The 23,834-nt window shown below is 71.0% G+C and carries 20 protein-coding genes and 1 tRNA gene; 8 read left to right on the forward strand and 13 right to left on the reverse strand.

Annotated elements, in window-relative coordinates:
- The first annotated feature begins 168 nt into the window (after positions 1-168).
- The 4 genes from O7628_RS00425 (at position 169) to O7628_RS00440 (ending at position 3,525) form a co-directional block, all read left to right on the forward strand.
- A complete protein-coding gene (locus O7628_RS00425; RefSeq protein ID WP_278127549.1) occupies positions 169-801 on the forward strand; it encodes a hypothetical protein in 633 nt (210 codons plus the stop codon).
- 472 nt (positions 802-1,273) lie between these two features.
- The gene (locus O7628_RS00430) at positions 1,274-2,155 is read left to right on the forward strand and encodes a hypothetical protein (protein WP_278127550.1); all 882 of its coding nucleotides are present in this window, start codon (positions 1,274-1,276) and stop codon (positions 2,153-2,155) included.
- A gap of 120 nt (positions 2,156-2,275) precedes the next feature.
- Positions 2,276-3,109, forward strand: a complete 834-nt coding sequence (locus O7628_RS00435) for an IS5 family transposase (protein ID WP_278127551.1) — start codon at positions 2,276-2,278, stop codon at positions 3,107-3,109.
- Entirely contained in the window at positions 3,106-3,525 is a 420-nt protein-coding gene (locus tag O7628_RS00440) for a hypothetical protein (protein ID WP_278127552.1), read from the forward strand. Before O7628_RS00435 ends, O7628_RS00440 begins: the two co-directional genes overlap by 4 nt.
- A gap of 473 nt (positions 3,526-3,998) precedes the next feature.
- Here O7628_RS00440 and O7628_RS00445 read toward each other — a convergent pair whose 3' ends face one another.
- Positions 3,999-6,815, reverse strand: coding sequence for a BTAD domain-containing putative transcriptional regulator (locus tag O7628_RS00445; protein WP_278127553.1), 2,817 nt, complete (start codon positions 6,813-6,815; stop codon positions 3,999-4,001).
- 105 nt (positions 6,816-6,920) lie between these two features.
- Between O7628_RS00445 and O7628_RS00450 the strand changes: the two genes are divergently transcribed.
- The 3 genes from O7628_RS00450 to O7628_RS00460 all read left to right on the forward strand — a co-directional run bounded on the left by O7628_RS00450 (position 6,921) and on the right by O7628_RS00460 (position 11,362).
- A complete protein-coding gene (locus O7628_RS00450) occupies positions 6,921-8,861 on the forward strand; it encodes an Hsp70 family protein (protein WP_278127554.1) in 1,941 nt (646 codons plus the stop codon).
- A gap of 1,076 nt (positions 8,862-9,937) precedes the next feature.
- Complete coding sequence (locus O7628_RS00455; protein ID WP_074479352.1) at positions 9,938-10,147, forward strand: helix-turn-helix domain-containing protein; 210 nt, start codon at positions 9,938-9,940, stop codon at positions 10,145-10,147.
- Positions 10,148-10,150: 3 nt separating this feature from the next.
- Entirely contained in the window at positions 10,151-11,362 is a 1,212-nt protein-coding gene (locus tag O7628_RS00460; protein ID WP_278127555.1) for a site-specific integrase, read from the forward strand.
- A 114-nt stretch (positions 11,363-11,476) separates the two neighbouring features.
- Here O7628_RS00460 and O7628_RS00465 read toward each other — a convergent pair.
- The 10 genes from O7628_RS00465 to ald form a co-directional block, all read right to left on the reverse strand.
- Positions 11,477-11,550: transfer RNA gene (locus O7628_RS00465), tRNA-Pro, on the reverse strand.
- A 715-nt stretch (positions 11,551-12,265) separates the two neighbouring features.
- Positions 12,266-13,669 carry a ribosome biogenesis GTPase Der gene (gene der, locus O7628_RS00470; RefSeq protein WP_278127556.1) on the reverse strand — a complete coding sequence of 468 codons (1,404 nt, stop codon included), beginning with the start codon at positions 13,667-13,669 and terminating at the stop codon, positions 12,266-12,268.
- Positions 13,666-14,346 (reverse strand): (d)CMP kinase, encoded by a 681-nt coding sequence (gene cmk, locus O7628_RS00475; protein WP_178064804.1) that lies wholly within the window; start codon positions 14,344-14,346, stop codon positions 13,666-13,668. Before cmk ends, der begins: the two co-directional genes overlap by 4 nt.
- 189 nt (positions 14,347-14,535) lie before the next feature.
- Positions 14,536-15,306 carry a pseudouridine synthase gene (locus tag O7628_RS00480; protein WP_178064803.1) on the reverse strand — a complete coding sequence of 257 codons (771 nt, stop codon included), beginning with the start codon at positions 15,304-15,306 and terminating at the stop codon, positions 14,536-14,538.
- Positions 15,293-16,276: an SMC-Scp complex subunit ScpB gene (gene scpB, locus O7628_RS00485; protein ID WP_278127557.1), complete on the reverse strand. Its 984-nt coding sequence runs from the start codon at positions 16,274-16,276 to the stop codon at positions 15,293-15,295. Before scpB ends, O7628_RS00480 begins: the two co-directional genes overlap by 14 nt.
- Entirely contained in the window at positions 16,269-17,294 is a 1,026-nt protein-coding gene (locus O7628_RS00490; protein WP_278127558.1) for a segregation/condensation protein A, read from the reverse strand. Before O7628_RS00490 ends, scpB begins: the two co-directional genes overlap by 8 nt.
- Positions 17,273-17,452 (reverse strand): hypothetical protein, encoded by a 180-nt coding sequence (locus O7628_RS00495; protein WP_278127559.1) that lies wholly within the window; start codon positions 17,450-17,452, stop codon positions 17,273-17,275. The genes O7628_RS00490 and O7628_RS00495 overlap by 22 nt, the downstream gene beginning before the upstream one ends.
- Positions 17,453-17,457: 5 nt before the next feature.
- Entirely contained in the window at positions 17,458-18,381 is a 924-nt protein-coding gene (locus O7628_RS00500) for an AAA family ATPase (RefSeq protein WP_043968099.1), read from the reverse strand.
- 209 nt (positions 18,382-18,590) lie between these two features.
- Positions 18,591-19,568, reverse strand: coding sequence for a tyrosine recombinase (locus O7628_RS00505; RefSeq protein ID WP_278127560.1), 978 nt, complete (start codon positions 19,566-19,568; stop codon positions 18,591-18,593).
- 29 nt (positions 19,569-19,597) lie between these two features.
- Positions 19,598-20,713, reverse strand: coding sequence for an alanine dehydrogenase (gene ald / locus O7628_RS00510; protein ID WP_278127561.1), 1,116 nt, complete (start codon positions 20,711-20,713; stop codon positions 19,598-19,600).
- 236 nt (positions 20,714-20,949) lie between these two features.
- Between ald and O7628_RS00515 the strand changes: the two genes are divergently transcribed.
- Positions 20,950-21,252: a TM2 domain-containing protein gene (locus O7628_RS00515; RefSeq protein ID WP_308102585.1), complete on the forward strand. Its 303-nt coding sequence runs from the start codon at positions 20,950-20,952 to the stop codon at positions 21,250-21,252.
- Positions 21,253-21,400: 148 nt separating this feature from the next.
- Here O7628_RS00515 and O7628_RS00520 read toward each other — a convergent pair whose 3' ends face one another.
- Positions 21,401-22,006 (reverse strand): NUDIX hydrolase, encoded by a 606-nt coding sequence (locus O7628_RS00520; protein ID WP_278127562.1) that lies wholly within the window; start codon positions 22,004-22,006, stop codon positions 21,401-21,403.
- Positions 22,003-23,763 (reverse strand): CTP synthase, encoded by a 1,761-nt coding sequence (locus O7628_RS00525; RefSeq protein WP_278127563.1) that lies wholly within the window; start codon positions 23,761-23,763, stop codon positions 22,003-22,005. The genes O7628_RS00520 and O7628_RS00525 overlap by 4 nt, the downstream gene beginning before the upstream one ends.
- Positions 23,764-23,834: the final 71 nt, after the last annotated feature.

Raw genomic sequence — 23,834 nt, forward strand, 5'->3', positions numbered from 1 at the left:
CATACCTCGCCAGCAGCGGCAGTCAGATCGCGTTGTCAGCGGCAGATCAGCGCGCCCAGACGGCTCCGAAGCCGCCAACCAGAAGCGGTTGCTTATGCTTCTGCAATACGCCGATGCTCTGCCGACCTATAGGAGTTCCGACTAATGCCTTCTATCCATCCAGACAGGGTGCAGTATGCGCTGGATGAGTTGGCTGACCGGCTAGTGGTTCCAGCTGACTTGATCTCTGTTCACCGAGACGACCCCACGCGAAGTCGCAGCCGCCGCTACCAGAGCATCCGTTACGGAGCATTTCTCCTTACCTATGGGCCATTCGAGCGCTTCTTCAACCGGTTGATCGAATTACATGGCGGACCAAGCCAAGGATTGACGCCGACCACAGACAAACTGAGATCGACCTTCGAGCGGCGACTTGCGGTGCCCAACCTGACGAAAACGTGGAAAGCGCGGGTGCGAGTGGCTCCCGGCCAACATGGCAGTGACAAGCGGTGGCGCTGGACTTACCTCGCCGGCCCCAGCCTTCGGGACTACCTGCTCGATGCCCGCCGGCTTCGGCACCTTCTTGCCCATGGTGCCGATCCGAGCGACGCAGCGAACTTGTCTATGACGCTATACGTGCGCCGCAGCGACGGCGGCCGTTCAGTTACTTTGATGTGGGCGGAGGGCTTTCTGCAAGCGGCACAGGACATCGCGTCATCGACAGCACGCCTGCTCGCAGGTGAGGATGTCGCCCTACCTGACTGGCCGCAGCCGGTACGGTCCGGCGTCAGCGCTCGACTGCCGGATCCTCCATACCAATAGGCCGACTAAGCAACCCCGTTGCAAGGCAGTCGAGTACCTTCACCGAGTGAATACCCGTGGTGACGGGGCGCCTTATGCGCGGCTCGCGGCATGAGCGTGCGCCGGATCATACGACCGACCGCCCCCGCTGCCTGGTGTTCGAGGGCTTGGCGACGCGTGACCTGGATGCGGCTGGCAGAGGCGGCGGTTCGAGCGTGGGGAGGGCCTTAATGATGCAAGGACGCTCGTCGGGCGCGGCGCCGCGCAGCGCGAGCCACAGGAGGAGACAGTTGCGGACCTCCCGGGCCACGGGGGTCATCACTCCGGTGAGCACGGTCGTGGTGACCAGTGCGGCCACTGCGAGGCTTAGAGGGCTGCATGCCATGTCGCCTATGGGAGCACCTTCCGGGGTTGCGGGCCTACTGCAACTTGTCCACCACGAGTGGACAAGAAAAGCCGACGGTCGGGGTGTGGACCCCCTATGGTGGCGTGCGTGGATATCCTGGACGAATGGCAGAGCCCTGCCTGGAGGGGCACCCCGTGCACTTCAGACGCGTGGCCGTTTTCCCCTGATATCGCCGTGTTCGAAGCACGGCGCGCTATCGGCCAACTGGTCAGGACGTACGGCGACGGGGTGAATCCGCCCGGCCTTGATCCGTCCGATGTTGATCCGGTACTACGCTACATCCGCGCGGCGCGCGATCTGGAAGAAGTTATGCGTGCCGTTCGACAGGATCTTGTTGCCGAGGCGCGGGCGCGTGGCCTGACGTGGGAAATGATCGGTCGTAGCGAGGGAACCGGGAGGAGGGCAGCCCAGAAGGCATACAGGGCTGGGCTCTCGGATGGGCGCCTGGAGCAGCTAAGGATCGAAGCGTTCGTGTCGTGGTTGGCGAGGCAGGCCGTTAAGCCGCGCCAGCCTCCGGAGCGAGTCAGCAGCGACCTGGACGGGTCTACGCCTCTCGATCGGCTCGCATACCTGGTCCGCCACGCCTGGCATGCCCTCTCCGAGATCGATGAGTTGCTAGCATCGGCCGAATCCGATCCTGAGAACGCACTGGATATTTTAGAGCGACCATGCCGTCGGATCGAGCGCGCGATAACGGCGGTGACCGTCGATCATGCCATGTGGGAGGCGATGGCGGGCTGGTCTGGTCAGCCGGAGGCTGCGGATCGGGCAAACTACCACACGTCCACCACGTATTTGCTGCACGTGATGCGACTGCTCCTATTCGCGTTGCTGTACGCTCCTGAGGAAGGTTCTGCAGATATCGACCATTTCCGAGTGTTCCTCACTAAGGCGGAGCAAGTTTACGCTTCCGTACTCCTCATCCTCGAACGCCCCGACGTAGGCTGGGCGATACCGGCACCAGAGTAAGGTAGCGCCGTGGTGCACTGAGAGGGTGGTTCGGTAGCTTTCGTCCAATATGGGTTTGGGCTGGCATGTGAATGTGAGCCGTGGTCGTAACCGGTAGGTCCGGCCGGCGTTGGGCTGATCATGGGTGAGCGTGCGGCGTATCCGAGTGACCTGACCGATGAGCAGTGGGCGGTGGTGGGTCCGTTCCTGCAGGCGTGGAAGGACCGGCATCCGTCGGTGTCGGGGCATCAGGGTCGCTACGAGCTGCGGGAGATCGTGAATTCGATCTTCTACCAGAACCGGACGGGTTGTCAGTGGGCGTACCTGCCGCACGATCTGCCGCCGAAGTCCGCGACGTATTACTACTTCGCCCAGTGGCGTGACGACGGCACTGACCAGGTGATTCATGATCTGCTGCGGTGTCAGGCGCGGGAGAAGGCCGGCCGTCGGGAGGATCCGACCGCGGTGGTGCTGGACACTCAGTCGATTCGGGCGGCCAACCACGTCCCGGCGGCGACGACCGGCAAGGACGCGGCGAAGAAGGTGCCGGGCCGTAAGCGGGGCCTGGCGGTGGACGCGCTGGGGTTGATCATCGCGGTGGTGGTCACCGCGGCGTCGGTCACCGACAATGCGATCGGTGTGAGGCTGCTGGACAACGTCCTCGCGCACACGCCGACGGTGACCAAGGCGTGGGTCGATGCCGGGTTCAAAGACGACGTGCAGATCCACGGCGCGGTCCGAGGTATCGATGTCGAGCAGGTCCTGCGGTCCGACACGACGGCCGGGTTCGTGCCGGTGAAGCGCCGGTGGGTGGTGGAGCAGACCAACGGCACGTTGATGCTGCACCGCCGTCTGGTCCGCGAGTACGAGAGCCGACCCGCCTCCGCGGTGTCACGCACCTGGTGGGCCTCGACGGCGAACCTCATCCGCCGGTTGACCGGCACCGCCACCACGTCCTGGCGCGACCAACGGTGACGCAGCCGACGCTGCTGGCCCTGCTCACCGAACGCGAGAACGCCGCCGGCCTGGCCGTCGAGCGGCTCCGCGCCCAGATCGCTTCCCTCGACGAGCAGCTCACCGCGGCCGAGACCGAGGTCGCCGAACTCGCCATCACCCGCAAGACGCTCCTGAGCCTGGGCGGCCCACTCGATCCGGCGGCACCTGCTGACCCGACCGTCGCCAGCCCCGCCTACCAACAGATCCTCGCCGTGTTCCACGGCGCCAACGCACCGATGCGCGCCAAGGACATCTGCCAGGCCCTCGCCGCCGGCACCACCGCGAAGGACACCGAGAATCTCCGCGCGAAGCTCAAACGCCTCGTCGCCCGCCAGATCCTCACCGAACCCGAGGCCGGACTGTTCACCCTGGCCCCGCCGACGGCGTCCGCGTAACCCCCACCACCAGGGCCGCTAACGAACCGTCAAACCCGCATCGGACAAAGCCTCCCGAACCACCCTCTGACAGTGATTTCTCGGTGGCATCGGTCGTCGGCTCGTGTTTGGCCGCTCGGCGGTGGCTGCCGGCATAGGCCGCCCCAAATGCCAATACGTCCTCCTCGGTCATCCACCCCCGAGCCCCGAAGGATGAACAGTCAGCAGCTGCGAGAAGTCCCAATATCTCGCCGATGGTCCAGCCAGGCCAGGCAGGTCACTTGACCAGGTTCGCGCTCATCAGCAGAAATGGATACGCGGAGGCATCTCGACCTTCTTGCGTCACGCACCACCGTAGGGTCGCCCTCCAACGCAGTCAGGACCGCCAATCTTCTGCGGGGCGGGTGAGATAGCCGGAGCGGCGCGTGATGTTGGTCAATGTCGCCTGTCCTAGCCAGCGCCCTCTGCGTGGTTGGTTGCGGTGTCGGTGGTGCTCACTTGTCAGCGGGATTGCTCCGGAGCTGATTGGCGAGGGTGGTGGTGGCTTCCTGGGGTTCGGCGTCGAGGTCGGCCAGTGCTGTGGTCAGGGCGCGGAGGAGGATTCGGATGCCGTCGGTGTCGCCGAGTGCGTGGCGGGCGTGCATGGCGCGGGTGTAGAGGGCCTCGTTGTACCGGTCCAGTGCGATGGCCTTGTCGAGCAGGTCGGATGCGGCCTGTGGGTCCGTGTCGATGAGGTCGTCCGCGAGTAGGAAATGAGCCTCGGTTGCCCAGCGGCGCACGGTTTCCCGGTGGGGTGGGAGCCATTCGTAGTCTTGGCTGTCCGCCAGGGGTGCGGTGTAGAGGTCGCAGGCGGCGGTGAGCAGTTCGCGGCGGCGCGGGCCGGTGGCGATGGTGGCGGTGCGCATCAGGTCGCGCAGGGTCCAGACGTCGACGTCGACGGTGGTGGGGTCGAGCCGGTAGCGTCCGGCGCTCTTGACGACGTACGCATTCTTCGCGTCGGGGGTGGCGGCGCGGGCGAGGACGTGTCGGAGGTTGCTGACGTTCGTGTGGACGCGTTGGTCGGATTGGCTGATGCGGGCGTCGGGTTCGAGGTACTCGCCGATCTCGCGGGTGGTGACTCCGTCGGGATGGCAGGCCAGGAACACGGCGAGTTCGAGCGCCTTGGCGCGCAGCGGTCGGCCGGGGTGGGTGATGTCGTCGATCCGCGGCGGTCCGAGGACCCGCAGCCGCGCCTTGCCGGTGGTGTCGGTTTCGGCGGCTGCGGCTATCGGTGCGGGACGGTCGGCAGACGTGGTCTCGGTTCGGCTGGCGTGTAGTGGGACCGTCTGGCCTGGGCCAGCGGACGACGGGAATGCCGTGGGTTCGCCGGTGTGGGCCTCGCGCAGGGTCGTGAGGATTCCGAGGGCGGTGTGGGTGTCGAGTACGGGCAGGCGCGGTTGGATCGGCTCGGTCGCCGGTCCGGAGGCGAGCGTGGTGTGGCCGTCTAAGGTGACGTCGATGGTGGTGCCGGGCGTCCATTCGCCGAGCAGCACGGCGGAGACGTTCAGGTTGCCACCGAGGGTGAGCGCGGTCGCGGCCCGGGTGGAGGTGGCCGTGGACGGAGCCGTGGTGATGAGCACGACCGGTGGCAGGGGTTCCTCGTCGGAGGCCTGGTGGCCTGGGGTGTCCAGGTCGGCCAGCGTGCGCTCGTCGAGGATGCGGCTGCGGTGCAGGAGCTGGGCCTCGACCGCGGTGAGCGCGTCGTCGAGGTCGTCGGTGGTGTGCATCCGTGGCCATGGTGCGAGAACGATGGCGTCGGGGCCCAGGAGGGTGGCCAGGGTGGCGCTGTCGATGATGACTTCACCACGGGCATGGGGGTGGTCTGGGGTGCCGGTGGCCAGGGCCGCGACGAGTGCGGCGCGGGCTGCAGCGTGCGCGCCGTCGCCGACGATGCCGATTCCGCCGGTCGGTAGCGACGCGAGTTCGGGTACGAGCGTCGACCGCTCATTGTCGTCGGCGTCCGGGTTCGGGGGTCCGGGGTGGCGGGCAGCCACGGCGCGGCGTACCTGCACCACGGGCGGCGGGAGTTCGGCGGGTGGATCGGTGTCGGGTGCACCGGTGTAGCGGCGCCGGCGCTGGAGCCAGACCAGTGTGGCGGCGGCGCTGATCGCGACAGCGAGCGACCAGGGCAGCCAGTCGCCCCCTGACAGCTGCACTCCGTCCTGGTCGGTTGTGACCGCCGGGTTGTGGGTGTCGGGGTTGGTCGGCGCGACCGGCGACGAGGTGAGGTCGGCAGCCGTCGAGGATGTGGTCGGCGTTGAGGCGGACGTACTCGCTGCGGCCGAGGGTGTGGCGCTGGGGACGGCTGCTGGTCCCTCGGTGGTCGGTGGTGGTGCGGTGGGGTCCGGCCTGTCCGGGTCGGCGCTCGGCGATGCCGATGGCGTCGTAGGCCGGGACGGCGTCGCCGGTGGCGGCTTGGGCGGTCTGGCGGGTGTGGCGGTGTGTGGTGGGCGGGCGTCGGCGGGTAGGCGCAGTTCCCAGCCGGGGTAGATGAGGTCGCAGTCGCGCAGTGTGCCGCCGACGCCGGGAAAGTGGCGGTGCTTGTTCAGGCTGCAGATCTGCGGCCACCGGTTGGCGTCGCCGAGCCAGTCTTTGGCGACCTTGGACAGGGTGTCGTGCCGCTCGACCGTGTACAGGTAGCGCTGCTCGGCGACCTGGATGACGGCGGGTCCACGGGCGGCGGCCTGCCGGGGAACATCGGCGCGCTCTGCTGCGGCAACGGGCGTGGACGGCGGGTCCGGGTTTGCCACGCGGCCGAGCGGGCCGGCGGAGGTGACGGCGAGCGCGGCGGTGCCAGCCAGGCCGAACACGAGCCGGTGCAGCGGGGCCGGCAGTCTGAGCGCGGGAACGCGCCACCGGGTCAGCCCGGCGAGGATCTCGGCGAGCAGGAGCAGCGCGAAGACGCCCCACAGCAGCCACATCACCCAGAAGGCCGCGCCGATGAGGACGTCCGGGGTGAACCGTCCGCTGGACCGTTCGAACCAGTCCGGGATCTGCGACCACGCCGGTAGCCGTCGCACCGGGTTGCCGCCGACGACCCACAACAGCGCCGGTACTCCCGCCAGGAAGCATCCGGCACCGATAACGGCGCGGGCGGCGCTGGTCAGGGAACGGGACAGCGACCTACGGCGTCGGGGCGGGTCGTGGGGAGGATGGACGGTGGCCCGCGCACCGTATTCGGCCAGTCTGTCGCCTCGATCCGGGGACATCTGCGGCACCTGCCCCTCCCTGCGGCTGATCGTCAATCTCTTCCCATACACGAGGATCAGCATTTCCGACCATCCCAGCCGGAAGGATTCTCATCATTCGCGCACCGGGGATCATGGGAGAGGATCACGGTTGACAATGCCTCGCCACCACGGGTGAGACTGCCTCTCATGGTCAACGGGGACGCCAGGTTGTCGATCGACCTCAGCTCCTCGGCCATCGCCGCCACGGTCAGCCGGCAGGGCACCCGGGTTCCCATCCTCATCGACGGTCGGCTCGTCATGCCGCCGGGCGTCGCCGTGGGCCCCGCCGGTGACCTCTACGTCGGTGTCGACGCCGCCGCCGCGCGGTCGCTGCCCGCAGACCATCGGTTCGTCAACCACCCGGCCGACCACCTCGCCAGCCCTGCCCAGGCTCCCGATCCGGCACAGCCCAATCCCGTGGATGTCCTCGCTGCGGTCCTGCGGCACGTCGGCAACCACGCCACCCACCAGGTCGGCCAGCCGATCACCGACCTCACCGTGACCGTCCCACCGGCCTGGGGACCACGCCGCCGCACACACCTCAGCGATGCAGCGGCCCGAGCGGGACTACCACCGCCGGCCCTGGTCACCGCACCCGCTGCCCTGGCCACCTACACCACGACACTCGGCCTCACCACACCCGAGAACTCCTGCGTACTCGTCTGCCAGGCCGACCACCATCCACCCACCCTCACCGTCCTGCAGACGGTCAGCGACGGCTACCGCGAGCTGGCGACACAGCAACTCCACGGCCCGCACGACCTCGACGATCTCATCGCACGACACGTCGTCGCCACCGCGACCACCGGCCACGACCCGCTCCGATCAGTCGTCGACCACACCGACACGATCACAGCGCAGGACCACGGCGCTCTCCGGGAGTCCATCCGCACCGCCCGGCACCAACTCGTCCAGCAGGAGCGGGCGCCGGTCATGCTCCCCACACCCCACCAGCCGGTGGTCATCACCCGCGACGACATCACCACCGCCACCCAGCCCTTCCTCGACCAGGTGCCCGACGCAGTCGCCCACCTCCTCGACGCGGCCGACGTCGACACCGAACACCTCACCGCTGTCATCGTGAGGCCGGCGCCCGGCGTGCCCGCACTGACCGACCGCCTCGCCGCAGCGACCCGCGTCACCCCCACCATCGTCGACCACTCCCACGCCCTCGCCGACGGAGCCCTGACCCTCACCACCACCCACCAACCCGGACCCCGGGCCGCTGCCGCCCAACTCCCCCGCGTCCGGCTGCGTATCAGCGACCTCACCGGCGCCCTCCTCATCGGCGCATGCTCCCTGGCCCTGCTGCTGCAAGCCGTCCTCACCGCCGACATCACCACCCTCTTCACCAGGGTGGTCGAAGCCCGCATCTCACTACCGCAACTCGGCACCGCCGGCGCGCTCGCCATGCTCACCGCGTTCGCCGTGGCACACCTGGCACCCACCACCTGGCTCGCCGGAACACCCACCACACCCACGCCCGAACCCACCACAGGCAGCCTCATCCGACGCGGATACCTCACCGCCGCCGTCGGCGGCACCATCACCGCTGCCCTCTACGGCCTCGCCACCGGCACCGCCGTCGGACTCGACTACACCCCCTACCTGAAATGGGCTCTCGGCACCGCCCTCCCCCTCGCGCTCTGCGCCACCCTCATCGCCGCCACCTCACCCCGCATCCCCGCCGACGCACTACCCACATGGCTCGCCATGACCCGCCCCGCCATCACCCACACCGTCACCGCAACCGCCGGCATCTTCCTCATGCGCGCCGCGCTCACCATCACCGCCCCCGTCGACCTCACCGGCATGCCCGGCCTCGTGGGCAGCCTCGGAGCAGCCCTCCTCGGCACCGCCACCGCCCTCACCGCCACCCGCACCCGACTGGCCCGCACCATCACCGCACCCGGCCTGGCCATCGGCTACGCCCTCGTCTTCACCTACAACACCAACAGCGCCCTCATCGCCGGCTACCTCATCGCCCTCACCTGGTGGGGCATCCGCCTCACCAGCAACACCCTGCAACTGGCCTTCCCCAACGTCCGGTCAGCGCTACACCGCCTCACCGGTCACTCTGACGGCTGAACAACCGCCGGAAGCAGCCGAAAACCACAGCTCAGTTCCATGGTGGGCGCGGGATTTCCGCTCGTTCGAGGCGATTCGTCCGGCCGCTGATCAGAAGGCGGTAGCTGAGAAGGGACGCGCCCCGCCGCCCCGGACGCATCTCCAGGCACGAAGCCGCACGTACAGGCTCATCGTCGAGCCGGTCACCATATCGCCAAGCCCGTCGAGCAGTCGGCGGGCTTTCTGCATTTCTCAGCTCGCCAACCGAGCCAGTCCTCATGGCGAGGACGTCGGGCTATCTCCGCCTGCCCGAAGGAGAATCCAATGGCCAAAAGCTGATCGGCCAGCACTCAGCACAGGGCCATTGAGGCCCGCACCACGTCGGCCGTCCTGTCCACACTCAAACGTTCCCGCAGCGAGGGGAACCACCAGTAGTCCACTCCTCCAATTCAGCAGTCACCGAGCCGACCCAGGTTTTGGCCTACGCGGCAAGGACAAGAGCCACGGCACGCGGCAGCTCACCGCTCCGACCCGAGGGCTGCCAGCAACGCACGGCGCTCCATCCCGTACCGCATCGCTGTCTCGGCAGCTTCTCACGGCGCACTGGCCGACACCGCGTCGCTCGAAGAGCTACGCATCGAGACCGGCACCAACCCGAACCTCTACTTTGCCAATCTTCCGAAAGGCCACCCCACTATGGGAACGCATCAGAACCACCGAACCCCCAATCTCCACCTGAAGAGTCGACTGAGGCCAACCTTCCCAGCACGCTCACTCACGCCTGATGCGACTCCGCTCGATATTCCACAGCTGGCGGAGCGGACCTCCACGGACATCAGCGGCAGGCTTGACACCTCAGGACCGCAACGAATGGATAGACACCCACAGCCGACACATGCCGCGACCATGCACATCAGTGTCAGCGGCACCGGCCCCCTTTCCCAGTCAGGCTGCAATGAAAGGAAGTCCGATCGATGTCCGCCCCACCCCCAACCCCGCCCCGGCACCGGGCCGTCAGGCACCACCGGCCGCCGGCATCTGGCCGGCCACGCCACGCCGGGCCAGCAGCCTGGTTCCGCCTATCCGCCGGGCCAGCGATGAACGGCCCGAACGCCCCCGAGTGGCGGCCCGACCCTCTGCTGACCATCGATGACCTCGCCGCCTGGCTGGGCAAGCCCAAGAACACCCTCTACGCCTGGCACAGCCGAGGTAAGGGCCCCCGCGCGATCCGCGTCGGCAACACGCTGCGTTACCGGCGCAGCGAGGTCGAGCGCTGGCTCGATGAGCACACCGACGCGGAGCGGTAGGCCATGTCCCGACCTGAACTGCCCATCGGAACCTGGGGCAAGATCCGCACCGAGAAACTCGGACCCCGCCGGTTCCGCGCACGAGCCCGGTTCCGCGACTACGACGGCAAGACCCGCGACATCGAGGCCACCGACACCACCGGCCCAGCCGCCGAACGGGCGCTGAAAGTCAAGCTACGTGACCGCACCACCCCCAACGACGACGAGATCACCCGCGAGACCCACGTCAGCAGACTCGCCGAACTATGGATCGAAGAGATCATCACCGAGGAACGGATCGCACCACAGACCATCCACCGATACGCGACCAGCGTGCGCGCGGCGATCCTGCCCGCCCTCGGCAACCTGCGGATCCGCGAGGCCAGCGTCGGGCGACTGGATCGGTTCCTGCGCGACATCGCCAAGGACCGCCCCTCGGCCGCCAGAGGCGCAAAGGTCGTCCTGAGCCAGATGTTCGCCCTCGCCGTGCGCCACGGCGCACTCCCCACCAACCCCGTACGCGACACGGGCCGACTGCGCAAACCCCGCCGCGCAGTCGTCATCCTCTCCGACGAACACCTCCAGGCCGTCCGCACCGCCATCCGCGACTGGCAGCGACCGGTCCCCGGCAAGCCCGGACCCCGGCACACCGGCGACCTGGCCGACATCGTCGACCTCATGCTCGCCACCGGAGCCCGCATCGGTGAGATCCTCGCACTGCGCTGGGCGGACCTGGACCTCGCCACCGAACGCCCCACCCTGACGATCTGCGGCACCCTGGTCTTCGTCACAGGCCAGGGCTTCTTCCGACAGCCCTGGACCAAGAGCGACGCCGGCTACCGCATGGTCGTCCTGCCCCGCTTCGCCGTCGGCATGCTCCTGGCCCGCAAGCTCGACGCCGCCGACAACCCCCACGACGCGATCTTCGCGTCCCGACGCGGCACCTGGCTGTCACCCAACAACGTCCGCCGCCAGTGGCGCCAGGCCCGCGCCGACACCGACCTCGCCTGGGTCACCCCGCACACCTTCCGCAAGACCGTGGCCACCCTCATCAAGGAAGAAACCAACACCAAGAACGCCGCAGCCCAGCTCGGGCACTCCAGCGAGGAAATCACCGCCACCTACTACATCGCCAAGCCCGTCCAAGCACCGGACGTCTCCGACGTCCTCGAACGCCTCGGCGCCGACCGGAACGGACACCCCACGCCCAGGGGGCACGACGATGACCATGGATGACAAACCTGGTTGCCGCCCCGGGTAATCGGGGGGTTTTCGGGGGGCGGTTCAAAACTCCATAGACGAAAGCAAAAGCCCTGACCAGGGTTTCCGCTGGTCAGGGCTTTTCGTGTGTCGGGACGGCCGGATTCGAACCGACGACCCCTTGACCCCCAGTCAAGTGCGCTACCAAGCTGCGCCACGTCCCGATGCCACCGTCAGGCACTTGCTCCCTGCGACAGCCGGTACAGCTTAACGCACGATCTTCCCCCTGCACGCATTGGCCCCGCCCCGATTGCCGGCCCCGCACCCCAAGGGCGTCCTAGGAGGATAGGGGGCGGCTTGCCGGACAGTGGCGTGGTGGGCGGCCGGGTCCGCGAGAGCCCCGGGCACGCTCCGCCAGAGTGGCCCAGCCCCGCGGGCAACATGCCTCGTCAGGAGTCTGTCACCACCCGATGCGCCTGCCAGCAGCGCTCCGCCACCACCGCCCGTTGGTCCCTCGCGCCTGCCGCGTCGCCGGGCCTGCGGAACCTGGACAGTGTTGTTCGTCAGCGACGCCAACCGTCCAGGATCAGGGCGGTGGAGGGCTCGGAGGGGGCCGCCGGCCGACGCGATCGGCCGGCGGGCCAGGTCCAAGGGCTGCCGGGCTCACGCCACAACCCGGACGAAGATGTGGAGACGGCACACAGCCGGAGGGACGCAGAACGACACACCCGGCCGACTGGAGACTGGGCAGACAGCGCGCGCCCGGCCCCGCTGGGCGGGGCCGGGCGGCGAGCGGATCAGAAGCAGGGGCAGGGGCAACGGCGGCCGGGGCCAGTCGGCGGGCCACCGCAGCGCCCAGGGACCGAGGAGACGCACGGCCCGAAGAGGCAGGAGGCGACGAGCCCCGCCGCCCCGGCCAGGGTGGGCGGGGCGACGACGTCAGCCGTGCGCCTTGCCCCGGCCGCCGGGGCCGAGCTTCTTGCGCGGGCGTACCGAAATCTCCACCGGGCTGCCCTCGAAGCCGAACTCCTCGCGGAGCTTGCGCTCGACGAACCGCTGGTAGCCGGCGTCCAGCGGCGCGGTGGTGAAGAGCACGAACCGCGGCGGGGCGACCCCGGCCTGGGTGGCGAAGAGGATCTTCGGCGCCCGGCCGCCGCGCACCGGGTGCGGGGTGGCCTGCACCAGGGCGGTCAGCCAGGAGTTGAGCTGCGCCGTGGGCACCCGGGTCTCCCAGCTCGCCAGGGCCTTGCGCAGCGACGGGGCGAGCTTGTCGACCGCCCGGCCGGTCTTCGCCGACAGGTTGATCCGCAGTGCCCAGGGGATGCGGCGCAGCTCGCGCTCGATCTCCTTGTCCAGGTAGTACCGGCGGTCGCCGTCGACCAGGTCCCACTTGTTGAAGGCGATGACCAGGGCCCGGCCCGCCTCGGTGACCATGGACAGGATCCGCTGGTCCTGCTCGCTGATCGGCTCGCTGGAGTCGAGCAGCACCACGGCCACCTCGGCGGCCTCGATCGCCGAGGCGGTGCGCAGGCTGGCGTAGTATTCGGTGCCGCTGGCCTTGCCGACCCGCTTGCGCAGCCCGGCGGTGTCGACCAGCTGCCAGGTCTCCCCGCCGATCTCCACGAGGCTGTCCACCGGGTCGACGGTGGTGCCGGCGACCGAGTCGACGACCGCCCGTTCCTCGCCGGAGAACCGGTTGAGCAGGCTGGACTTGCCGACGTTGGGCCGGCCGACGAGCGCGACCCGGCGCGGGCCGCGCGGGCGGTTCTCCACGATCTCCGGGGCCTCGGGCAGCGCCTGGAGGATCTTGTCGAGCAGGTCGCCGGAGCCCCGGCCGTGCAACGCCGAGATCGGGAACGGCTCGCCGAGGCCGAGCGACCACAACGACGTCGACTCCATCTCGATGGTGGCGTTGTCGGCCTTGTTGGCCACCAGGATGACCGGCTTGGCGCTGCGCCGCAGCATCTTGACGGCGGCCTCGTCCACGTCGGTGGAGCCGACCATGGCGTCGACCACGAACAGCACCACGTCGGCGGTGGCGACGGCGATCTCGGCCTGCGCGGCGATCGCGGCCGCCCGGTCCTTCGCGTCCGGCTCCCAGCCGCCCGTGTCGACGACCGTGAAGGCCCGGCCGGACCACTGCGCGTCGTAGGGGACCCGGTCCCGGGTCACCCCGGGGATGTCCTCGACGACGGCCTGCCGCCGGCCGATGATGCGGTTGACCAGGGTGGACTTGCCGACGTTGGGGCGGCCGACGACGGCCACCACCGGCACCGGGCCGGTCGGCTCCTCGACGTCGGCATCCGGCTCGCGCAGCTCCACCCAGCCCTCGTCCGTGGTCACGCCACGCCCCGCTCGGTCAGCAGCGCGCGCAGCCGGTCCACGACCTCGTCGATGCCCAGCTCGGTGGTGTCCAGCACCACCGCGTCGGCGGCCTGCTGCAACGGGTCGGCCTTGCGGGTCGAGTCGAGCCGGTCGCGGCGGGCCAGGTCGGCGGCGGTGGCGGCCACGTCGGTGGCGTCCTCGGCGCTGCGCCGCTGGGCGCGCGCGGCCTCGGAGGCGGTCAGGTAGACCTTCAGGTCGGCGTCGGGGGCGACGACCGAGCCGATGTCACGGCCCTCGACGACGATCCGGCCGGCCTTCGCGATCATCTCCCGCTGCCGGGCCACCAGCAGGGCCCGCACCGACGGTACGGCGGCCACGGCGGAGACCGCGCCGGTGACCTCGGTGCCCCGGATCTCGGCGTCGACGCCCACGCCGTCGGCGGTCACGCCGTACCCCTCGGGGTCGGTGCCGATGCGCAGGTCGACCTCGGCGGCGACCTTGCCCACCGACTCGGCGTCGGTCAGGTCGACCCCCGAGCGCAGCACCGCCCAGGTGATCGCCCGGTACATCGCCCCGGTGTCCAGGTAGCGGGCGCCGAGGCCCACGGCGAGCCGCCGGGAGACGGTGGACTTACCCGAACCGGACGGCCCGTCCACAGCGACCACGCAGCGCCCGGCCCGTACGTTTTCCTCCACCGTGATCCTCCTCAGCCCGTGCCTCGCGGGGCCCGGCGGCCCGTCGCGAGCGGTTTGTCGTCGTCGTCAATCATGCCCGCGGCCCGTCGAGGGGCCGCGTGCGACGCCGTCGGTGGCGACCCACGCCACCGTGCGTCCCGTCCGGGACGTCACGGAAGCCTACCCGTTGGGGTACCCCGTCCTACGGGGTCAGTCACCCACCGCCTTGAACAGGGCGGCGACCTCGGCGTTGGTGAGCCGCCGGGTCCGCCCGGCGCGCAGGTCGCCGAGGCGGATCGGCCCGATCGAGGTACGCACGAGGCGCGCCACCGGGTGCCCGACCTCGGCGAGCAGGCGTCGGACGATGTGTTTGCGCCCCTCGTGCAGGGTCAGCTCCACCTGGGCGGTCTTGCCCAGGGTGTCCACCACCTTGAAGGAGTCGACGGTGACGGGGCCGTCCTCCAGCTCGATGCCGGCGGCCAGCCGCTTGCCGAGGTTGCGCGGGATCGGCCCGGCCACCTCGCACAGGTAGGTCTTGGGCACCCCGTACGACGGGTGGGTGAGCCGGTGGGCGAGGTTGCCGTCGTTGGTGAGCAGCAGCAGGCCCTCGCTGTCGGCGTCGAGCCGCCCGACGTGGTAGACCCGCTGCTCCACCCGGTGACCGACGAAGTCGGACAGGGCGGTGCGGCCCCTCTCGTCCGCCATCGTGGAGACGACCCCGCGCGGCTTGTTCAGGGCCAGGTAGACCAGCCGGGTGTCGGCCTGGAGGCGCTCGCCGTCGACGAAGATGACGTCGCGGGTCGGGTCGGCACGGTCGCCGAGCTGGGCCACCTTCCCGTTCACGGTGACCCGGCGGCGGAAGATCAGGTCTTCGCAGGCGCGGCGGGATCCCACGCCGGCGGCGGCCAGCACCTTCTGGAGGCGTTCGGCCCCCTCGAAGACGGGCGCGTCGGTCTTGGGGGCACGGTCATCGCGTCGCATCGGCAAGCTCTTCTACGTCGTCGGGGAGGAACGGGGCGAGCGGGGGCAACTCGTCGACCGAGTTCAGCCCCAGCTTCTCCAGGAACATGGTGGTGGTGCGGTAGAGGAAGGCGCCGCTGTCCGGTTCGGCGCCGCACTCCTCGACCAGTCCGCGGGAGACCAGCGTACGGAGCACCCCGTCGCAGTTGACACCCCGGATGGCCGAGATGCGCGAACGGGTCACCGGCTGCCGGTAGGCGACCACGGCGAGGGTCTCCAGCGCCGCCTGGGTCAGCCGGACCGACTGCCCGTCCAGCACGAACCGCTCGACGTACGTGGCGTATTCCTGGCGGGTGTAGAGCCGCCAGCCGCCGGCGGCCCGGCGCAGCTCGAAGCCGTGTCCGGCGGCGGTGTAGCCGGCGGCGATGTCGTCGAGCAGCGGGCCGATGCGCTCCGGGGACTGTTCGAGGACCTGGGCCAGGGTCAGCTCGCTGACGGGCTCGTCCACCACCAGCAGGATGGCCTCCAGGGCCCCGCGCAGTTCCGCGTCGTCGAGCTCGGGGGCCGGCGGCGGCGCGGGGGCGGCCCGCCGCCGTGGGGCCCGCTGCTTCCGCTCCCCCGCAGTCCCGCTCCCCCCGGCGCTCCCGTGCTCCCCCTGGCCGGGCTTCGCCGCCTCGTCCCCCGACTCGCCGTCGTCTCCGGGTGCCCCGCCATCTCCAGGTGCGCCGTCGTCCCCCGACGCGCCGCCGTCCCCGGCCCGGCCACCGTCGGCCCGGCCACCGTCGGCCCGGCCACCGTCGGCCCGGTCGGCGGCCTCCGCCGCCTCCCCCGCCAGGGAGATCTTGGAAGAATCCGGCCCCTCCGGGGGCCGTTCGTTTCCAAGATCTTCTTGGTCGGCCGGCGGTGGGGCGGGGGGACGGGGGCGGTTCCAGGGCGGGACCCAGGCGGCGGCCTGGTCGGCCAGGGAGTCCCGGCGCTCCTCGTCACTCATCGCGCTGCTCCTCGCCGTCCATACCACCGCCACCATCGCCCGGGCCACCGCCACCACCCGCGGTCCCGCCGATGCCGTCCGGCTGCTCGGGCGGGGCGCCGGCGTACTCGTCGACGTGCAGCTCGGTGCCGCCGTCAGCGGGGCCGGTCCAGCGGACGGTCAACTCCTCCAGGGCCTGTTCCTGCACGAAGGACACGAGGCCCTCCCGATACAGCTCCAGCAGCGCCAGGAACCGGGCCACCACCTCCAGGGTGGCCTCGCAGTCGGCGCAGAGCAGGGAGAACGTGGCGACGCCGGCCCGGCGCAGCCGCTCGGCGATGATCCCGGCGTGCTCCCGGACGCTGACCCGGACCAGGTGCACGTGCGCGATGGACACCTCGGGCACCGGCTTCGGCGTCATCGCCCTGACCGCCAGCTTCAGCAGCCGCTCGGGGCCGATGCCGAGCACCAGGTCGGGCAGCGCCTCGGCGTAGCGGGCCTCCAGGGTGACGGCGCGGGGGTAGCGCCGGCCGCCGACCGCCTCCAGCTCGGCGATGTGCGCGGCGGCCTCCTTGAACGCCTTGTACTGCAGCAGCCGGGCGAAGAGCAGATCCCGCGCCTCCAGCAGCGCCAGGTCCTCCTCGTCCTCGACCTCGGCGGTGGGCAGCAGGCGGGCCGCCTTCAGGTCCAGCAGGGTGGCGGCGACCAGCAGGAACTCGCTGGTCTCGTCCAGGTCCCACTGGTCGCCCATGGCCCGCAGGTAGGCGATGAACTCGTCGGTGACCCGGTGCAGGGCGACCTCGGTGACGTCCAGCTTGTGCTTGCTGATGAGCTGGAGCAGCAGGTCGAACGGGCCGGTGAAGTTGTCCAGCCGGACGGTGAACCCGGTGGACTCCCCGCCCGCGCCGTCGCCGGCCGGGCCGCCGCCACCGGCCACGCCAGCATCACCGCCACCGGCCACGCCACCAGAACCGGCCACGGGCAGCGGCGCGGCGGGCGGGTCCAGGGGCGGCGCGGTCACCGGACGACCGTAGTCCACGCCCCGGGCACCGCGACGACAAGGCCGCCCCGGACGACGAGACCGACCCCGACGACGACGAGGTCACCCCGGACGAAGCCGAAGCCGCGCCGGCGGCGCGCGGCAGCCGACCGCTGGTGGGCCGCCGGCCAGGGGCGGGCGCGCCGACGACGGGCCACCCGGCCTACCGCTCCGCCTGCGCGGCGATCACCTCGCGGGCGAGCTGCCGGTAGTTGCGGGCGCCCGACGACGCCGGGTCGAGGGTGGTGATGGGTGCACCGGCCACGGTGGACTCGGGGAACTTCACCGTCTTGGTGATCACCGTCTGGTAGACCTTGTCGCCGAACGCCTCGACCACTCGCTGGAGCACCTGCCGGCAGTGGGTGGTGCGGCTGTCGTACATGGTGGCGAGGATGCCCTCCAGCTCCAGGTCGAAGTTGAGCCGCTCGCGCACCTTGTCGATCGTGTCCAGCAGCAGGGCCACGCCCCGCAGGCTGAAGAACTCGCACTCCAGGGGGATGAGCACGCCGTGCGCGACGGTCAGCGCGTTGATCGCCAGCAGGCCGAGGGAGGGCTGGCAGTCGATGAGGATGTAGTCGTATTCCTTGCGGATGGACCTGAGCACCCGGGCCAGGGCCATCTCGCGGGCGACCTCGTTGACGAGCTGTATCTCGGCGGCGGAGAGGTCGATGTTGGCCGGCAGCAGGTGCAGCCCCGCCACGTCCGTCTTGATCAGGACGTCCTCGGCGGTGACGTCGTCCTGCATGAGCAGGTTGTAGACCGACAGGTCGAGGTTGTGCGGGTTGACGCCGAGGCCCACGGAGAGGGCGCCCTGCGGGTCGAAGTCGACAAGCAGCACCTTGCGGCCGTATTCCGCGAGCGCCGCGCCCAGGTTGATCGTGGTGGTGGTCTTGCCGACGCCGCCCTTCTGGTTGGCCATCGCGATGATCCGGGCCGGGCCGTGCCGGTCGGTGGGCATCGGCTCGGGGATCGGCTTGCGCATCGTGTAGGCCGCCGGGTCCGCCGGCCCGAGGTCCGCGCCGAGCGTGGCCTGCTGCTCGCGGAGCTCCGTCGTCCAGGTCTCGGCACGGTCACCGTTGCCAGCCATGTCCTCGTTGCCCCCTCCCGACGACCACCTGGCGTCGGAGCCGTCCGACGTCCCTCGCGGCGCCGCTGCGCACCCCGGTCCTGTCGCCCCGCAAGGTCCGCGCCATGCCGACTGTACGCCACCGGTCAGCAGGGCGTTCGGCACCGGTACGGCGTGTCGGCCCCGACCGGCCGGTCCCGGCGGGCGGGTCCGGCCGGCGCGTCCCCCGGTCAGCCGCGGGCGCGCGGGTGGGCGGTGGCGTACACCTCGCGCAGCCGCTCCACGGTGACCAGCGTGTAGACCTGGGTGGTGGTCACCGAGGCGTGGCCGAGCAGCTCCTGCACCACCCGCACGTCGGCCCCGCCGTCGAGCAGGTGGGTGGCGTACGAGTGGCGCAGGGTGTGCGGGGAGACGGCGTTCGTCCCGTCCACCGGCAGCCCGGCCCGCTCGGCGGCCCGCCGCAGGATCGTCCACGCCCCCTGCCGGGTCAGCGCGCCCCCGCGCGCGTTGACGAACACCGCCGGGGTGCCCCGGCCGGCGGCGACCAGGGCGGGCCGGCCGCGCACCAGCCAGGCGCGCAGCGCCTCGACGGCGTACCCGCCGACCGGCACGAGGCGGGTCCGGCCGCCCTTGCCGCGCAGCAGCACCGCCGCCTCGCCGCTGTCGAGGTCGTCGAGGTCGTCGACGGCCGCGCCGACGGCCTCGGAGATCCGCGCGCCGGTGCCGTACAGGAACTCCAGCAGCGCCCGGTCGCGCAGCGCCAGCGGCGCGCCGTCGCCGGTGGCGGTCACCGGGCCGGCGGTCTCCAGCAGCCGCACCACGGCGTCGACGGGGAGCGCCCGGGGCAGCCGGCGGGGCGGGGCGGGCGGCCGGACGTCGCGGCTCGGGTCAACGCCGGTCAGCCCCTCGCGCACGGCGAAGCGGTGCAGCCCGCGCACGGCCGACGCGGCCCGCGCGGCGGAGGAGACCGCCAGGGGCGGGTGGCCGTCGCCGCCGGCGCGCAGCCGGGCCAGGTGGGCCTCGACGACGCCGGGCCCGACGGCGGCGAGGTCGGCGATCCCTGCGGCGGCGAGGGTGGCGAGGTAGCGGTCCAGGTCCCGGCGGTACGAGGCGAGGGTGTTCGCGGACAGGCCACGCTCGACGGTGAGGTGGTCGAGGTAGCCGCGCAGGGCCCGGCGCAGGGCCGGCGCGGGTTCCGCGCCGGCCACCTCCGGTGCCCCGGGATGCCGCTGCCCGGTCAGGCCAGCACCTCGGCCAGCGGCCGGGTCGGCATGCCGTGCGCCTCGGCGACCGGCCCGTAGACGACCTGCCCGTCGTGGGTGTTCAGGCCCAGCGCCAGGGCCGGGTCGCGGCGCAGCGCCTCGCGCCAGCCGTGGTTGGCCAGTTCCAGGGCGTACGGCAGGGTGACGTTGGTCAGCGCGTAGGTGCTGGTGTGCGGCACCGCGCCGGGCATGTTCGCCACGCAGTAGAAGATGGAGTCGTGCACCTGGTAGGTCGGCTCGGCGTGCGTGGTGGGCCGGGAGTCCTCGAAGCAGCCGCCCTGGTCGATGGAGATGTCGACGAGCACGCTGCCCGGCTTCATCCGGGAGACCAGCTCGTTGGAGATCAGCGTGGGGGCCTTGGCCCCGGGGACGAGGACCGCGCCGATGACGAGGTCCGCGTCGAGCACGGCCCGCTCGATCTCGTACGCGTTGGAGGCGACCGTCTGCAGGTGGCCGCGGTAGATGGCGTCGGCCTGGCGCAGCCGGGCCACGTTCTTGTCCAGCAGCAGCACCTCGGCCTGTAGGCCGAGCGCGATCGCGGCGGCGTTCATGCCGGACACGCCCGCGCCGATGACCACGGTCTTGGCCGCGTAGACGCCGGAGACGCCGCCCATCAGGATGCCGCGCCCGCCGCCCTGCCGTTGCAGGTGGTACGCCCCGACCTGCGGGGCGAGCCGGCCGGCCACCTCGGACATCGGGGCGAGCAGCGGCAGCGACCGGTCGGGCAGCTCCACGGTCTCGTACGCGATGCCGGTGACCCCCCGGTCGACCAGCGCGTCGGTGCACGCCCGGGACGCGGCCAGGTGCAGGTAGGTGAAGAGCACCTGCCCGGCGCGCATCCGGTGGTGTTCCTCGGCGACCGGCTCCTTGACCTTGAGCACCAGCTCGGCGGTGTCCCACACCTCGTCGGCGGTGGCCAGGATCTTCGCGCCGGCCGCAGCGAACTCCTCGTCGGTGATGCTCGACCCGACGCCGGCGCCGGACTCGACGAAGACCTGGTGGCCGCTGCGGGTGAACTCGTTGACGCCCGCGGGCGTGATGGCCACGCGGTATTCGTGGTTCTTGACCTCGCGAGGGATTCCGACCTTCACGATGCAGACACCTCTCTCCGGGGCCGTCCCGCCCCGACCGCCCGGTGCGCGGGGCTCCGTTGCCGCCGCGGTCCACCGTCCCGCCGGCGGCAGTCTAGGCGGGCCGCCCGTTTCGCGGCGCCGACACTGTGCCATCCCGTGCCCGGGGGTGCTGACGATGTGTCAGGCATCGATGGGGCCGGCGGTGGAGAGCGGATCAGCCGTTCCGCCAGTGTTGGCCTCCCATCGTCCCACCGGTGGGGTGCCGCTGCGGACAGGACGCGAGTCGATCACTATGGTTTCGCCCCATGACCACTCCTTACCAGCAGTACCCGCAGGGCGTCTCCGACAAGAGCAAGGTCGTCGCGGGTGTACTCGGCATCCTCCTCGGCGGCTTCGGCGTCGGGCGGTTCTACATGGGCGACACCAAGACCGGCGTGCTCCAGCTCGTCGTGACCCTGGTCACCTGCGGCTTCGGTGCCCTCTGGGGCACCATCGACGGGATCCTGATCCTGGTCAACGGCGGCGTCGACGGGCAGGGTCGCCCGCTGCGCGACTGATCTCCGCCTCGTCTCGAAGGGGCCGTGCGGCACGCCGCACGGCCCCTTCTCACGTCACGTTCCCCTCCTGGCCGACGCGGGCCTCGCCGACCTGCGGAACGCCCGGCCCGACCCGGCGCACGAGCCGCCGCCGGGACGCCGGCTCGGCTCAGCGCGGCAGCGGCGCGTCCGGGCGGCGCAGCGCCGACCAGCCTGCGTCGCGGGCGCGGGCGGCGGCGAGCAGCCCCGCCACGGCGGAGGCGTTGGTGATCTCCCCGGCCAGCACCATCCGCACCGCCTCGTCGAGGTCGACCCGGACGACCTGGAGGTCGGCCTCCTCCTCGCTGCGCTCGTGGCGCTGCCCGGCGGGCACCTCGGCGAGGTCGCGGGCCAGGAAGACCCGGATGACCTCGTTGGAGAAGCCCGGCGAGCTGTGCAGGTCGACCAGCACGTCGATGGCGCCGGCGGTGAGGTCGGCCTCCTCGGCCAGCTCCCGGGCCGCCGTGTCGGCCAGGTCCTCGCCGGAGACGTCGATCAGCCCGGCGGGCAGCTCCCACAGGTGCCGGCCGACCGGGTGCCGGTACTGCCGGATGAGCACCACCTGGCCGGCGTCGTCGAGGGCCACGACGGCGACCGCGCCGACGTGCCGGACGTAGTCGCGGACGGCGGTGCCCCCGCCGGGCATGGTGACCTCGTCGGTGACCACGGAGAAGATCCGCCCGGCGTAGCGTTCCCGGCGGCCGGTCACCTCGTAGCGGTGCTCGACGGCGCTCACGACGCCGACGCCGTCTCGCGCCCGGCGGCCGCGCCGCCGTTGTGGCCGGCCCGGCCCGCCGCCTCCGCCGCGCCGACGGCATCCAGGTCGACCGGGAGCTGGTCGGCCTCGGAGTAGGCGACGGCGGCCTTCACGAACGCCGCGAACAGCGGATGCGGCCGGGTCGGGCGGCTCTTCAGCTCGGGGTGCGCCTGGGTGGCCACGAAGAACGGGTGCAGGTCGCGGTCCAGCTCGACGAACTCGACGAGCCGGCCGTCCGGCGACGTGCCGGAGATGTGCAGCCCCGCCTTGGTGAGCTGGTCGCGGTAGGCGTTGTTCACCTCGTAGCGGTGCCGGTGCCGCTCGCTGACCTCGGTGGTGCCGTACGCCTCGGCGACGATCGACCCCGCGGTCAGCTTCGCCGGGTACGCGCCCAGCCGCATGGTGCCGCCCAGGTCGCCCCGGCCGGCGACGATGTCCTCCTGGTCGGCCATGGTGGCGATGACCGGGTGCGTGGCCTCCTCGTCGAACTCCAGGGAGTTGGCCCCGTGCAGGCCGGCCAGGTGCCGGGCCGCCTCGATGGTCATGCACTGCAGGCCCAGGCAGAGGCCGAGCAGCGGCACGCCGTTCTCCCGGGCGTACCGGGCGGCGCCGATCTTGCCCTCGATGCCGCGCACGCCGAAGCCGCCGGGGATGACGATGCCGTCCACGCCGGCCAGGGCCGCCGCCGCGCCGGCCGGGGTGACGCAGTCGTCGCTGGGCACCCAGCGCAGCTGCACCCGGGCCCGGTGGCCGAACCCGGCGGCCCGGATCGCCTCGCTGACCGACAGGTAGGCGTCGGGCAGGTCGACGTACTTGCCGACCACCGCCACGGTGACGGTGTGCCGGGGCTGGTGGACCCGGTCGAGCAGGTCGTCCCAGCTGGCCCAGTCCACGTCGCGGAAGGACAGGCCGAGCCGGCGCACCACGTACGCGTCGAGGCCCTCGCGGTGCAGCACCTTCGGAATGTCGTAGATGCTCGGCGCGTCCGGGGCGGCGACGACCGCCTCGGTGTCGACGTCGCAGTAGAGCGACAGCTTGACCTTGACCTTCTCCGGGATCTCCCGGTCGCAGCGCAGCACCAGCGCGTCGGGCTGGATGCCGATGCTGCGCAGCTGCGCCACCGAGTGCTGGGTGGGCTTCGTCTTCAGCTCGCCTGACGGGGCCAGGTAGGGCACCAGGGAGACGTGCAGGTAGAAGCAGTTGTCCCGGCCGAGGTCGTGACGGACCTGACGGATCGCCTCCAGGAACGGCAGCGACTCGATGTCGCCGACGGTGCCGCCGACCTCGGTGATCACCACGTCGGGGATCTGGCCCTCGGCGTCCGGGTCGGCCATGCCGAGGATGCGGGCCTTGATCTCGTTGGTGATGTGCGGGATCACCTGGACGGTGTCGCCCAGGTATTCACCGCGCCGCTCCTTCGCGATCACGTCCGAGTAGATCTGGCCGGTGGTGACGTTCGCCTTGCCGGACAGGTCCCGGTCGAGGAAACGCTCGTAGTGCCCGACGTCGAGGTCGGTCTCGGCGCCGTCCTCGGTGATGAAGACCTCGCCGTGCTGGAACGGGTTCATCGTCCCCGGGTCGACGTTGAGGTACGGGTCCAGCTTCTGCATCACCACGCGCAGCCCGCGGGCCGAGAGGAGGTTGCCGAGGCTGGAGGCGGTGAGGCCCTTACCCAACGAGGAGGCGACGCCCCCGGTGACGAAAATGTGCCTGGTCGTCCGTGCTGAAGGGGCCAAGGCCTGCTCCCGTGTCGTCCGTCGCGGTCGTGCAGACCGTCGTGCCGATCAGTGCCGAGAAACCGGGGGTG

This window comes from Micromonospora sp. WMMD956, from assembly GCF_029626125.1.
Classification (GTDB): domain Bacteria; phylum Actinomycetota; class Actinomycetes; order Mycobacteriales; family Micromonosporaceae; genus Micromonospora; species Micromonospora carbonacea.